This is a genomic window from Sulfitobacter geojensis, assembly GCF_000622325.1.
Classification (GTDB): Bacteria; Pseudomonadota; Alphaproteobacteria; order Rhodobacterales; family Rhodobacteraceae; genus Sulfitobacter; species Sulfitobacter geojensis.
Genome location: NZ_JASE01000005.1, coordinates 2,320,891 through 2,334,176, shown reverse-complemented (window position 1 = coordinate 2,334,176; position 13,286 = coordinate 2,320,891). Strand labels below are relative to the sequence as shown.

The 13,286-nt window shown below is 56.9% G+C and carries 13 protein-coding genes and 1 pseudogene; 7 read left to right on the top strand and 7 right to left on the bottom strand.

Annotation, left to right across the window (positions count from 1 at the left end; all coding sequences use genetic code 11):
• Nucleotides 1–1,041, top strand: a pseudogene (locus Z947_RS21125) (PQQ-dependent sugar dehydrogenase).
• A 25-nt stretch (nucleotides 1,042–1,066) separates the two neighbouring features.
• Here Z947_RS21125 and Z947_RS0113370 read toward each other — a convergent pair.
• Nucleotides 1,067–2,071 (bottom strand): GlxA family transcriptional regulator, encoded by a 1,005-nt coding sequence (locus Z947_RS0113370; RefSeq protein WP_025044801.1) that lies wholly within the window; start codon nucleotides 2,069–2,071, stop codon nucleotides 1,067–1,069.
• A gap of 192 nt (nucleotides 2,072–2,263) precedes the next feature.
• Here Z947_RS0113370 and Z947_RS0113365 point away from each other — a divergent pair, with 192 nt between their 5' ends.
• Nucleotides 2,264–3,634 carry a class II 3-deoxy-7-phosphoheptulonate synthase gene (locus Z947_RS0113365; protein WP_025044800.1) on the top strand — a complete coding sequence of 457 codons (1,371 nt, stop codon included), beginning with the start codon at nucleotides 2,264–2,266 and terminating at the stop codon, nucleotides 3,632–3,634.
• An 86-nt stretch (nucleotides 3,635–3,720) separates the two neighbouring features.
• Here the strand turns inward: Z947_RS0113365 and Z947_RS21560 are convergent, their stop codons facing one another.
• Entirely contained in the window at nucleotides 3,721–4,500 is a 780-nt protein-coding gene (locus tag Z947_RS21560; RefSeq protein WP_025044799.1) for a PAS domain-containing protein, read from the bottom strand.
• A gap of 270 nt (nucleotides 4,501–4,770) precedes the next feature.
• Here Z947_RS21560 and Z947_RS0113355 point away from each other — a divergent pair, with 270 nt between their 5' ends.
• From Z947_RS0113355 to Z947_RS0113335, 5 genes are all read left to right on the top strand, one after another.
• Nucleotides 4,771–5,661, top strand: a complete 891-nt coding sequence (locus Z947_RS0113355) for a YicC/YloC family endoribonuclease (RefSeq protein WP_025044798.1) — start codon at nucleotides 4,771–4,773, stop codon at nucleotides 5,659–5,661.
• Nucleotides 5,662–5,664: 3 nt separating this feature from the next.
• Nucleotides 5,665–6,318, top strand: coding sequence for a guanylate kinase (gene gmk / locus Z947_RS0113350; protein WP_025044797.1), 654 nt, complete (start codon nucleotides 5,665–5,667; stop codon nucleotides 6,316–6,318).
• A complete protein-coding gene (locus tag Z947_RS0113345; protein WP_025044796.1) occupies nucleotides 6,315–6,836 on the top strand; it encodes a gamma carbonic anhydrase family protein in 522 nt (173 codons plus the stop codon). The genes gmk and Z947_RS0113345 overlap by 4 nt, the downstream gene beginning before the upstream one ends.
• Nucleotides 6,837–7,086: 250 nt before the next feature.
• The gene (gene cheB, locus Z947_RS0113340) at nucleotides 7,087–8,190 is read left to right on the top strand and encodes a chemotaxis-specific protein-glutamate methyltransferase CheB (protein WP_025044795.1); all 1,104 of its coding nucleotides are present in this window, start codon (nucleotides 7,087–7,089) and stop codon (nucleotides 8,188–8,190) included.
• The gene (locus tag Z947_RS0113335) at nucleotides 8,187–8,702 is read left to right on the top strand and encodes a chemotaxis protein CheD (protein ID WP_025044794.1); all 516 of its coding nucleotides are present in this window, start codon (nucleotides 8,187–8,189) and stop codon (nucleotides 8,700–8,702) included. The genes cheB and Z947_RS0113335 overlap by 4 nt, the downstream gene beginning before the upstream one ends.
• A gap of 213 nt (nucleotides 8,703–8,915) precedes the next feature.
• On the opposite strand, the gene Z947_RS0113330 is transcribed toward Z947_RS0113335, so the two are convergent.
• The 5 genes from Z947_RS0113330 to Z947_RS0113310 are packed head-to-tail and all read right to left on the bottom strand — an operon-like array spanning nucleotide 8,916 to nucleotide 13,283.
• Entirely contained in the window at nucleotides 8,916–9,284 is a 369-nt protein-coding gene (locus tag Z947_RS0113330; RefSeq protein ID WP_025044793.1) for a hypothetical protein, read from the bottom strand.
• On the bottom strand, nucleotides 9,281–9,667 hold the full coding sequence (locus tag Z947_RS0113325; protein ID WP_025044792.1) for a response regulator: 387 nt from the start codon (nucleotides 9,665–9,667) through the stop codon (nucleotides 9,281–9,283). The genes Z947_RS0113330 and Z947_RS0113325 overlap by 4 nt, the downstream gene beginning before the upstream one ends.
• A 48-nt stretch (nucleotides 9,668–9,715) precedes the next feature.
• The gene (locus Z947_RS0113320; RefSeq protein WP_025044791.1) at nucleotides 9,716–10,567 is read right to left on the bottom strand and encodes a CheR family methyltransferase; all 852 of its coding nucleotides are present in this window, start codon (nucleotides 10,565–10,567) and stop codon (nucleotides 9,716–9,718) included.
• Nucleotides 10,564–11,022, bottom strand: coding sequence for a chemotaxis protein CheW (locus tag Z947_RS0113315; RefSeq protein ID WP_025044790.1), 459 nt, complete (start codon nucleotides 11,020–11,022; stop codon nucleotides 10,564–10,566). The genes Z947_RS0113320 and Z947_RS0113315 overlap by 4 nt, the downstream gene beginning before the upstream one ends.
• Nucleotides 11,019–13,283 carry a chemotaxis protein CheA gene (locus Z947_RS0113310; protein WP_025044789.1) on the bottom strand — a complete coding sequence of 755 codons (2,265 nt, stop codon included), beginning with the start codon at nucleotides 13,281–13,283 and terminating at the stop codon, nucleotides 11,019–11,021. The genes Z947_RS0113315 and Z947_RS0113310 overlap by 4 nt, the downstream gene beginning before the upstream one ends.
• Nucleotides 13,284–13,286: the final 3 nt, after the last annotated feature.

Sequence of the window (13,286 nt, the reverse complement as noted above, 5' to 3'; positions counted from 1 at the left end):
ATGATATCCTTGCCTGCATTCGCGCAGGAAGGCTGGCGGATCACGACCGTCGCCACGGATTTGGACACGCCTTGGGCGGTTGCGCCCCTGCCGGAAGGGGGGGCATTGATCACCCAGCGCGGCGGCGATCTGATCCTCAGTCGTGACGGTCAAAACAGCCGTATCGGCGGCGTGCCAAAGGTCGCGAATCGCGGGCAGGGCGGTCTGCTGGACATCACACTTGCGCGCGACTTTGCCCGCAGTCGGATGTTGTTCCTGACCTACGCCAAACGCCAGTCCGGTGGCGGCAGCGGCACAGCACTCAGCACGGCAATCTACCGCGAAGGGGCGACAAGGTTGCGTGACGTTACCCCCATTTTCGAAATGAAAACCGGCAGCAGCGGCGGGCGCCATTTCGGCAGCCGCGTGGTTGAGGGCACCGACGGCACCTTGTTTATGACCATCGGCGATCGGGGCGACCGACCTGCGGCGCAGGATGTGACCCGCCACAACGGTTCGGTGGTCCGTGTCGGGCGCGATGGCAGCATTCCGCGCGACAATCCCTTTGTGCAGGGGGGCGGCCTGCCGGAAATATGGTCCTTCGGGCACCGCAATCCGCAGGGCGCTGCGTTGGATTTGGCGGGCAATCTGTGGGTTTCGGAACATGGCGCGCGCGGCGGTGACGAAGTGAACGCCGTAAAGCGCGGTGCGAATTTCGGATGGCCGGTGATTTCTTACGGGCGACATTATTCGGGTGGCAAGATTGGCGAAGGCACCGCCAAGGACGGCATGCAACAGCCCGCCTATTATTGGGACCCGTCCATCGCGCCCTCGGGTTTGCTGATCCATTCGGGCAAGATGTTTGCAGATTAGAAGGGCGATATGTTCGTGGGGTCGCTCAAGTTCGACTACATCAGCCGTCTGTCAGGAACGCCTTTGCGCGAGGTGGAGCAGATCAAAACAGCGCAAACCGGCCGCGTGCGCGATGTTGTCGAAGCGCCCGACGGGTCGATCTGGTTCATCTCGGTGACCGACGGGGCGGTTTACCGGATCACGAAGTGATGTCGCCTTTGTCTGAACCGAGCGCCTAGATTGACAGCCGCGCGGCGTGACTGCCGCGTTCGCGGTACGGCGTGGTTTCGTAATGCGCGCGGTAACATTTGGAGAAATGGGACGGCGACGCAAAACCGCAGGCGAGTGCGACGTTGATCACTGACATATCCGTTTGCATTAACAGGTTGCGGGCCTTTTGCAGGCGCAATTCCATGTAATAGCGTTTGGGCGAGCGGTTCAGGTACCGGCGAAACAGCCGCTCCAACTGGCGGGTCGACATGCCGACCTCCTTAGCCAGCAACGAAGGGCTTATCGGCTCTTCGATGTTGTTTTCCATCATCTGGATGACCTGGCTCAACTTCGGGTGGCGTACCCCGATGCGGGTCGGCACGGACAGGCGTTGTGTGTCCTGATCGGTGCGGATGGAGGAATAGATCAGCTGGTCCGCCACAGAATTGGCCAGTTCCTCGCCCTGATCATCGGCGATCAGTTTCAGCATCAGGTCGATTGACGATGTCCCGCCGGCAGTGGTCATGCGGTTGCCATCAACGACAAAAACAGACTTGGTCAGGTCGACCTCAAGAAACTCCTCGGCAAAGCTGTCCTGATTTTCCCAATGGATGGTCGCGCGTTTGCCGTCCAGCAAACCGGCCTTCGCCAGCGTGTAGGCCGCTGTGCACAGTCCGCCAACCACCAGCCCTTTGCGGGCTTCGCGACGCAGCCAGCCCAATACCCTTTTGCTGGTGGCATCCTGCACATCCATGCCGCCGCAGACCATAATCGAATCGTCACGCGACAGTTCGCCCAGATCTTCATCCAGCTGGAACACTGATCCAGCTGAACATGCCACCGTTTCGCCGCCTTCGCCCATGGTGGTCCAGCTGTAGACCGTTTTTCCGGCCATCCGGTTCGCGATGCGCAAACTGTCGATGGCTGTGGCAAAACACAACAGGCTGAATTGGTCCAACAAAACAAAGACAAAGCGGCGGGGCTTGTCGGTGTCGACCGGAACACGGGTGGCAGAGCGCAAAGCGGACATCGCAGCGTCCTTTGATGGAGGTGTCAACAGGGCCCCAAGCCAGAATTGCAAAGAAACCTGACCCGAACCCTGCTCATGCTCCAAGGGCGGCGTCAAGTGGTCGCAAATGGGTTCTGGTCACTGCGGGCAGGCTTTTGTATAGAAAGGACCTTGATAGCGCTGACAGTCAGCGCTTTGACCGGAGAAATGACCATGACCACGTGGAGCAAATCAAGCTGGCGCACTAAACCGCGAATCCAGATGCCTGACTATCCTGATCAAGCGGCCCTGAAAGCCGTTGAGGCACAGCTTGCACGTTATCCACTTTTGGTTTTTGGCGGCGAAGCGAACCGCCTCAAGCGTCATCTGGGCGCGGCAGGGCGCGGCGAGGCATTTTTGTTGCAGGGCGGCGATTGTGCCGAAAGCTTCGAGCAGTTCAGCTCGGATGCGATTCGCGACACCTTCAAAGTGATGTTGCAGATGGCGATCGTTTTGACCCACGGCGCGAAAGTGCCGGTGATCAAACTGGGCCGGATGGCCGGCCAATTCGCGAAACCCCGTTCGGCCAATACCGAAACGGTGGATGGTGTTGAGCTGCCCAGCTACCGCGGTGACATCATTAACGATCTGGATTTCACCGCCGATGCGCGCATCCCGAACCCCGACAAAATGCTGCGCGCCTACACGCAAGCGGCGGCAACGCTGAACTTGCTGCGGGCGTTTTCAACAGGCGGGTATGCGGATGTGCATCAGGTGCACGGCTGGACCTTGGGCTTCACCGACGGCGAAAAGGCCGCAAAGTACCGTGAAATTGCCAACCGCATTTCTGACACGCTTGATTTCATGTCGGCCGCTGGCGTCAATTCCGACACCGCACACACATTGCAATCGGTCGAATTCTACACCAGCCATGAATCGCTGCTGCTGGAGTATGAAGAGGCGCTGTGCCGTCAGGACAGCATGACCGGCAAGTGGCTGGCGGGATCGGGACACATGATCTGGATCGGTGACCGCACACGCCAGCCCGATGGTGCGCATGTTGAATTTGCATCCGGCGTGATGAACCCGATTGGCCTGAAATGTGGTCCGACGATGACCGCCGAAGACCTGAAGCTTTTGATGGCCAAACTGAACCCGGAAAACGAAGAGGGGCGTTTGACCCTGATTGCGCGCTTTGGGGCAGGGTCAGTGGGTGAACACCTGCCACGGCTGATCAAGACGGTTCAGGAAGAGGGCGCAAATGTTGTCTGGACCTGCGACGCCATGCACGGCAATACGATCAAATCCTCGTCTGGCTACAAGACGCGGCCTTTTGAATCCGTACTGCGCGAAGTGCGCGAGTTCTTTGGCGTGCATGCCGCTGAGGGCACCGTGCCCGGTGGTGTGCATTTCGAGATGACCGGTCAGGACGTCACCGAATGTACCGGTGGTGTACGTGCGGTGTCTGATGAGGACCTTTCAGATCGCTATCACACTGCATGCGATCCGCGTCTGAATGCCAGCCAATCCCTTGAACTGGCCTTTCTCGTCGCAGAGGAGCTGAGCGCGCGTCGCAATCAGCAGCGCACGCAAGCCGCCGGATAACACTATATTGACTTTAAACAGAAAAGCCGCCGAAGGAGACTTCGGCGGCTTTTTTCGTTTTATTTTATCTGGCGGCCAAACGACTGTCAGTCGTCTGATTTGACCAGCCGCAGATAAGGCGGTCGGAGTTTGCCCGATTTTTTCCTATCCGATCCTTGCGCATCTGGTTTATTCGCTTCCGGCTTGCGCGCCTTTGGCTGGCCGATAAAGGGCCGTTTCTCTTCCGCGACCCCTGCGGGTTTGCGCAGGTCCGCATGCGCTTGGGCCGGTTTCGCGGCAGGGGCGGGCGGCGGTACCGGTGCAGGCATGGGCGGTTGACCGGTCACGATATGCAACACTTCTTTGGTCAATATGTCGAAGCGACGCGGCGCTGGTCCTATTTCGCCTTTGCTGACAAATCCGCCAAGCACGCGGCTGACATCACCCAGATCACTTTTCAAAGGCAGCAAGATCATCCGCGCCTCCAAGGCCGGACGCGTGCCAGACGCTGGCGAGGTCAGGCGCAGGGTGCTGATGGCCGGTGTCTGGAAAACCACTTCAAGCAGGTCGGAAACGGTAGGGCGTGCTGCGGGGGTGAAAAATGACGTGAGCGGCATGCCGCGTACTTCCATCCCCATCAGGTCGTTCAGATGACTCCCCGCAATGCGCAGACGGGCGATGCCGGGGGCGATCCGTTCAAGGATAAAGGCGTTTTCAAGGGCCTGTTCGATCCCGCGCGGATCAATATCCGATCGTTTGGGAATAAGATGGGTGCCGCGTATGGCTTCCCAATAGGATTCGATCTGCGCAATTGCGCTATATCCGGTGTCCGGCTGGTAATGTGTCATTGCAACGACATTCTGCGCCTTATGTGGTGACTTGTCCATGAGCCTTGATCCGAGCCTTTCGCCAGCGACAAAGGCCATGCGCCCCGTCATTGGTCGTCACGCCGATCCCGCATCTTGCACTGCACCCAAGCAGCTATGTGTTTGAAACCTTAATATCATCGTTTTGAGGCAATTGTGCTGAATTCTTTACTTCTGGTTAACGCTGCATCGGCGGCAAAGGCTTGCCCCTTGGGGGTGTTTCGACCTATTGCACATCCACCTTACGACAACTTGTGACCAAGGCTGCACAGCCCATGGGAAAGGACGCGCATGATCAGATCAATGACCGGTTTTGCATCCGCCAGCGGCGCAGAGGCGCCGTTCAGCTGGAGCTGGGAGCTGCGTAGCGTCAACGGACGCGGCCTTGACCTGCGGCTGCGGGTGCCTGATTGGGTCGACGGGTTGGAAGCAGGATTGCGCAAAAAGCTCACCGGTGCTGCAGCGCGGGGCAATATCACCTGCAATCTGCGCCTGAACCGCGATGAAGCGGGCGGCGCGCTGGAAGTCAACGCCGCGCAGCTGGAAACCGTTCTGAACGCGCTGCACCAGATCGAAGAGCGCGCGATGGAGGCGGGGGTTTCATTGGCACCGTCCAAGGCCACCGACATCGTGACCATGCGCGGCGTTCTTGAACAGGCAAGATTTGAAGATGATGCCGATGCGCTCTGCAAGGTTCTTCTGGCCGATTTCGACGCGGTATTGGCAGATTTCAGCATCATGCGCGCACAGGAAGGCGCAGCCCTTGCGCAGGTTTTGACCGGTCAACTTGACGAGATCGAACGCCTGACCGGGCAGGCTGCCAGCCTGATGCAGGATCGCCAGACCGAGATGGCTGAAAATCTGCGCAACACGCTGGCCCGGATTCTGGAAAATACCGAAGCTGTTGACGCGGACCGCGTGGCGCAGGAACTGGCGCTGATCGCTGTCAAAACGGACATCACCGAAGAAATCGACCGCCTGAAAGCGCATGTTGTCGCGGCGCGGGCGCTGTTGGCCGAGGGCGGGGCAACGGGCCGGAAGCTGGATTTCCTGACGCAGGAATTCAACCGCGAGGCAAACACCCTGTGTTCCAAGGCGCAGATGAAAGAACTGACAACGATCGGTCTGGCGCTGAAAGCGGTCGTCGACCAGATGCGCGAACAAGTTCAGAATGTGGAGTAGAAGATGAGCCGTGAAACCCCAGAACGCCGCGGCCTTTTGATCATCCTCAGCTCGCCTTCGGGTGCGGGGAAATCGACTTTGGCCAAACGATTGATGGAGTGGGACCCGTCGCTGGAGTTTTCTGTCTCGGCCACGACGCGCCCGCCCCGTAGTGGCGAAGTTGACAAGAAAGATTACTATTTTGTCACCCAGGAAGACTTCAGACGGTGGGTAACCGAAGGCGAGATGCTGGAACACGCCCATGTTTTCGGAAATAACTACGGATCGCCGAAATCCCCCGTTGAAGAGGCCATTTCAGCAGGCAAAGATGTGTTGTTCGATATCGACTGGCAGGGGGCCCAGCAGATCAAAACATCCTCGCTCAGCTCCCATACTCTTTCAATATTTATCCTTCCCCCTTCCATTGCAGAGTTGAAGCGCCGGTTGGTCAGCAGGGGGCAAGATACCCCGGAAACCATCACAAAACGCATGCGAAAGAGCTGGGATGAAATCAGCCACTGGGATGGCTACGACTATGTCCTGATCAACGACAATCTGGACGAAACTGAGGCCAAATTGAAAACCATCATAGAAGCAGAACGCATGCGTGTGGTACAGCAACCCCGTCTCAAGGACCGCGTGCGCCAACTACAAACCGAATTCGAGGAAGACACATGACCCTTTACGCTTTGGCCGATATCACCCCGACCGTGGACGCAGACGCGTGGGTGGCACCCGATGCCAATGTGATTGGAAATGTCGTGCTTGAGTCTGGATCGTCGGTCTGGTTCGGATCAACCTTACGCGGTGACAACGAAGTGATCCACGTCGGCAAAGGCAGCAATGTTCAGGAAAACTGCGTATTTCACACCGACCCCGGATGTCCCTTGACCATCGGGCAGGACTGCACCATCGGTCACAAGGTTATGCTGCACGGCTGTACGATTGGCGATAACTCCCTGATCGGGATGGGGGCTACGGTGCTGAACGGGGCCAAGATCGGAAAAAACTGCCTGATCGGGGCAGGGGCGCTGATCACGGAAAACAAGGTTATTCCTGACGGGTCATTGGTGATGGGCGTGCCGGGCAAAGTGGTGCGCGCCCTTGATGACGCAGCAATTGCGGGTTTGACTGCCTCCGCGCGGCATTATTCGGCAAATGCCGCCCGCTTTCGCGATGGTTTGAAAGAAGTCTGATCCTTTTCCTCACGCCTGCGCTGCAAGCGCAGGTGAACGGGGAGAATATAGCGCGCCTACCGATGCCCCCGCTGTCGGTCAAATCGCGTGGAAAAGGGGGCAGCCGCCCCGCCCGAGTTTAAACGAATTTACCTTCGGTTGCTGGGGTGTTTTTACCTATCCTTCATCCTTTTGTCAGAGCAAGGACAGATCAGTCTGCGGGTGTCAGTGACGGCGCAACCTGTGAGGCAAGGGGCGCAAGGACCAAGGGATGCAGGACCAGATATTAGATTTCGGTGCCGATATGCTGCACCGCTCTACCCGTAAAAGGGTTGTAATCGTTGACGATTCTCGCAGCATCAGGCGTTGGCTACGTATGGTCATCGAAGAAGACCCGCGTCTTGTCGTGGTGGGAGAGGCCGGTTGCGCCCTCACCGCGCGGCAAGTCATCAAGGACACGGACCCCAATGTTGTAACGCTTGATATCGAAATGCCTGGAATGAATGGTCTGGAGTTCCTCAAAAAACTGATGGCATTGCGGCCGATGCCGGTTGTCATGATTTCCGGTACCACCAAGCGCAATTCCAATGCGGCAATCACGGCCCTGACATCCGGTGCGGTGGATTGCATTCTTAAACCGACAAGCGCCCCTGACGCCACAACCCATCGTGACATCTGCCGCCGGGTTTTTGCTGCGGCTTGCAGTACGATCCATGTCGACCTTGCGCCGGCACACCCTTCGTCAGCTCATGTTGCGCAGCCTTCGGATCAGCAAATGCCGTTGATCCTGATCGGTGCTTCGACCGGTGGCGTTGCGGCACTTGAACATATGTTGGCCGCGCTGCACACAGCTGGGCCTCCCGTGGTGATCGTTCAACATATGCCGGGACCGTTTCTGGTAAGTTTTTCAAATCGCTTGAACAAGGCGCTGCTGCAAGACGTGGCGGTTGCACAGGAAGGTGAGGCGTTACAGGCTGGGCAGGTTCGTCTGGCACCTGCCCAGGGCCAGCACACAGAAATCCGGCGGCATGACGGACGATGGAGCTGTGCTCTTGTGTCGCGAGACACAGGGTCGGAACACTGCCCGTCGGTGGGCGTGCTGTTCAGCTCGGCGCAAAAATACAGCCCCGACATCATCGCAGTGATCCTGACGGGGTTGGGACGTGATGGTGCGGATGGTCTGTTGCAACTGCATGAAGGCGGGGCACAGACCATCGGTCAGGACGAGAAAAGCTGTGTTGTCTATGGCATGCCGCGTGCTGCTTTCGAGATGGGGGCCGTTCGCCAACAACTGCCCTTGGACAAAATCGCAGATGGGATAAATCATGCGGTCAGACGTCACGCCGGGGCGAAAAATGGGCAGATTATACAATGAGTAAATTCGTCATCACCCAAGGAGAGTTCAAAACCTCGGCGGACCCAGACACGACGATCTCGACCCTTCTGGGGTCCTGTGTCGCATGTTGCCTGTGGGATCCAATCGCGGCTGTGGGCGGCATGAACCATATTCTGCTCGCCTCCACTACACGCAACGCTGCAAAAAGTGATCTGGCCGGTGTGAATGCGATGGAGCTCTTGATCAATGATCTGTTGAAATTGGGGGCGAGCCGCGGACGTCTGTTGGCTAAAGCGTTTGGCGGTGCCCAGATGATCAAAGGGCTATCGGAAATCGGGCCATCCAATTGCGCCTTTGCAATGAACTTCCTTGAAATGGAAAACATTACCTGTGTGTCCAGCTCCCTTGGCGGAATGCTGTCGCGCAACGTCGTGTTTACCCCGACCACAGGTGCAGTTCGGGTCAAAACCCATCAAAGCACAGAGGTGGAAATTGCGATCCCAGCGACACCTCCGGCACCAGCTTGCGGCAATGACCTTGAACTGTTTTGAGGTGTGTGTTGGGCTAATAGCCCGCGACGGACAGCATTGCGCGAACCAAACCGGCAGAAGCTCTTGAAAACGCAGGGAGGCGGGAACCGGTTTCCAACTCTGATAACGCAGCGCGTTTGACGTTCTGCGAAGTCTTGGTTGGGCTATGGGTGTCGAGCTTCTACTGCAAGCTTAAGGGCTGAAAGCTTGGCCGGTTCCACAACGAAAACTGTATTAGAACAGGTCTACGTCACCCATAACATGTTCTTGCGGCAGCAATTCGGCGCTGCCGGATCCGTCGTCGTTGATCAACGCCTTCGTTACATCAAGGCGCACCATGTTCGCAAGATTGCGATCCAGCGTCCCGTCATGGGTCTTCGACAGAAAATGCAGCAATAAGGCTAAATCTTCCGTTGATTGACGCAGAAAGTCGAGGCGCTGAAGGCGCATGATCGTCTGTGCACCTTCAGCGGTAGTCCGGCCGAATGCATCGCCGAGTGTCTGTTCGATCCGGTGCACCTCTGTCGCCAATCCGTCCATATGGTTGGAGAGGCGGGCCAGCAAATCAGACAAAGACAGGTTTTCGGCCTGCACAGTTTTCACAGGCGGCCCACAACTGTTTCAATGCAATTGCGCAGATCATCGGGTTGGAACGGTTTTTTGAGATAATTATTCATCCCCAACTTCTTACCATGGTCAATAATCTGTTGTTCAGCGCGACCGGTAATGAGAATAAAACCAACGCCCTTTGTCTTGGGAGAAGCACGCAGATAGTGCAGCATCTGGAGTCCGTCCATCTCCGGCATGTTGTAATCCGAGATGACCAGATGCGCAGGTTTAGTTGCCAGAATCTGTAGCGCCTGTTTGCCGTTTTCTGCCGTGGCCACATTGCGGACGCCGAAAGCGTCCAGCGCTTGTGTGATCAGCCCCCGGCTTGTTGACATGTCATCAACTACCATAATCCGAATTTGATCGCGCAATGCCATTATGTTCGTCCTTCGTGAGTGTTTTTATCGTTTTGTCGACCGGAAAGGTCAGCGCGTGGTGGGCCGATAAGTCGTTGGGCCGGTGCAGGAAAATCCGAATTTCGCAGGATCAGCGATCCTTTCGGAATGTCCCAAGAATAAGACGCCGTCGGATGCCAGGGTGGCGTGGAAATGGGGCCAAAGATCCTCTTGGGTTTTCAAATCAAAATAGATCACGACATTTCGGCACAGGATCACGTCGAATTTCTTTTTCATGGGCCAGCGAGAGAGCAGGTTCAGTTCATTATAACGGATCATGTTTTTCAGATCATTTCGGGCCGTAAAGTGTGCACCAGCGGTGGGGCCTTCAACCTGCTCAAAATATTTACTCATCAATCCTTTGGAGACGCCCCCCAGCAGTCGCTGCGGATACACGGCCTGCCGCGCAAAACGGATAACTTCGGGATCAATATCGGTCCCTAGGATCCGCACATCCAACTTGGCAATATCCGGTACATGTTCAGTCAGTGTCATAGCCGCGGACAGGGCTTCTTGGCCGTTCGAACAGCCGGCAGACCAGATCCGCATAGACCCACCCGCGCGCAGCCGCGGCAAACAGCGGTCCACTTCGGTTTTCAAAATATCGAAATGATGCTCTTCCCGAAAGAAATGCGATACGTTTGTCGTGAGCGCGGAAATTAGATGCTGTCGTTCTGTTGAACCTTCCTCTGATTCGATCAATGCGCAGTAAGACGGGAAATCTGCCAATCCCAGATCGCGCAAACGGTGGCGCAATCGCGACTGGATCATCGAACTTTTTTCTTCGACAAGGGTCAGCCCGCTTTCGCGATACGCCAACGCAGCGATCGCGCGAAAGCTCGCAGTGTCGAGATTGGCAATATGTTGCCTGCGTGCCGTCATGCAGCAGCACTTTCGAACGAATTGATTGTCATTGGCAGGTTCAGAACGCGGATCATTCGTTCGTCGATCAGGGTCAGGGCACTGACCACGCCGTCGGCTGTATTCGCGGCAAGTTCTGGCGGTGGCTGTAGATCGTCTTCTGTGACGGCGACAATGTCGGATACCGCATCGACCAAAAGCCCGGTCATCGTGTCCTCGAACTTCACGACAATAATCACACTGCGTTCGTTCTGTTCCCGCTCAGCCATGCCCAACCGAGAGGCAAGGTCCATCACGGGCAAAACGGTGCCACGTAGGTTGATCACGCCCTTCATATATTGGGGCGCATGGGGCAATGGTGTTGCGTGGGTCCAGCCCCTAATTTCCCGCACAGACATAATATCCAGCGCATATTCTTGCTCTGCCAACCTAAATGTCAGAAGTTCGATTGTCGTGTTGCCCACGGTGTCGGTCATGCTGAAAGCCCCAATTGTTGTGCCGGTTGCAAGGGCGTTTGCGCCGAGCCCGGGGTGGATATGATGTCGGTGGGATCAAGGATCAGGGCGATCTGGCCGTCTCCAAGAATGGTTGCAGCGGCGATGCCGGGAGCGCGATAAAAACTCTCGTCCAACCCTTTGATCACGACTTGCCGCTGGTCGATAATGTTGTCGATCACCAATGCTGCGCAGCTGCCGTCTTCTTGTGCGATCAGCAAGACAACGTAGCCCTCAAAGCTGTCCAGTCGCGGGCGATAGCCGAGCGCGGCACCTAGGTCGAAAAGAGGCACAAATCCACTGCGCACTTCGATGACATTTCGACCGGGGCGCACCATTTGAACGTCATCCGGTCCCAAGGTCAGGGTTTCGATCACCAAGTTCAGCGGCAAAACCAGCGTTTCGCCCGCGACCTTGATCACCATACCGTCCAGAACGGCCAATGTGAGAGGGAGCGAGATTGAAAAAGTCGTGCCTTCGCCCGGACTAGAGGTGATGGTAATCCGCCCGCCCAGCGCTTGAATTGCCGTACGCACAACGTCCATCCCAACACCGCGCCCCGACAGATCGGAGACCACTGACGCTGTCGAAAATCCTGGCAAGAACAGCAGGTTGTCGATTTCGGTGTCGCTAAGGGATACATCGGCAGGTACCAAACCCTTGTCGATGGCGATTTGCAGAACTCTGGGTCGGTTGATACCCGCGCCATCGTCGGCCACTTCGATAACCACGCGGCCTGAACGGTGCGCTGCCGTTAGATTGACCCGACCCTGCGCCGGTTTGCCGGCAGCAAGTCGTTGTTCAGGATTTTCCAGCCCGTGATCAACAGCATTGCGGATCATATGGGTCAGTGGATCTGCCAACCGTTCGATGACCGTTTTGTCAACTTCGGTGCCTTCACCGAAGACGTGGAGCCGGACGTCTTTCCCGACAGCTGCCGAAGACTCACGAACAATGCGCGACATACGCTGAAACAGGGATTTTACCGGTTGGGCGCGGATCATCATGACGCTGTCTTGAATATCCCGCGTCAGCCGTTGGAACTCCTCCAATCCGCTCATCGCGTCGGAATGCGGGGAGAGACCGGATTTCTCAAGGCTTTGGCTGAGCATGGCCTGATTGATCACCAGTTCGCCCACCAAATTGACCAGCCGCTCGATGCGGTCAAGGTCCACCCGGACGACCGATTTAGCCTGTGCGCTACCTTGCGACTTTGCTGGTTTATCTGCGGGCTTTGGTGCTTCTGCTGGGGTTTTTGGGATGTTCGGCGCAGGCGATGTGGCAACGCCCACTGCTGGCGAGTCATCCGCGTCGAGAGGGAGCGGCGGCGCTTGGGGGACGGCGGGTCCTTCGACGGCCTCTGGCTCGGATCGTTCGGGTAACTCTTCGACGGTGGGCAAATGCGCGGTGGCTTCGACCGCTCGCGTGATATCAAGTTGGCAAAGCCCTTCGACGAATTCGAAAACCGACCTGATTTCGCTTTCTTCCACGTCGCTGTGCAGGGTCACCGTCCAGCTGAGGTGCGGAATATCGGGTGTAACTTTTGACAGTTCGGGAAGGGCTGTGGCGTCGCAATGCGCCGACATTTCCCCAAGTTCCATTAGATTACGCAGGAGCAGAGCCGGTTCGTTCCCGGTATCAAACAGTTCGGCTTGGGGCGTGAAAACAATCCGGTAAGGTGTCATCGATGCAGGAGGTGGGCTGCTGAAATCCGGTGGCGGGGGCAAGTTGTCTAGATCCGGCAGAGCAGCGGCGGGGTCCGCCCCGTCCTCTTCAGCGTCAAAATCGAAGGACAGACCCATCGGTTGAAAATCGATGTTCTCTTCTTCTTCCTCTTGGGGCGCATCGCCCAGAAAGGCGTCCAAATCAACCAGAAGGCGCGCGGTTTCGTCATCTGGCAGGTCTTCGCCATCACGGCTGATCCGTACCAGATCGGACAGGTGATCGGCAGCTTGAAAAAATACCTTCAGCGCATCAGATTCGACGGTCAATCGGCCGGCGCGTACCTCGTCGAGAACCGTTTCGTACCTGTGGGCAAATCGCACCAACCCTTCCAGCCCAAAAGCACCAGCCCCCCCCTTGATCGAATGTACCGCGCGAAAGACAACGTTGATCGTTTCCAGATCATCGCCGCCTTCCTCGTCCATGGTTTGAAGCCCGTCCTGCAGTGCTTCGAGCAATTCCTCACATTCAATAAAGAAGGAGGCGCGTATTTCTGCCATCGGGTCATTGTCGGTGCTCATGGG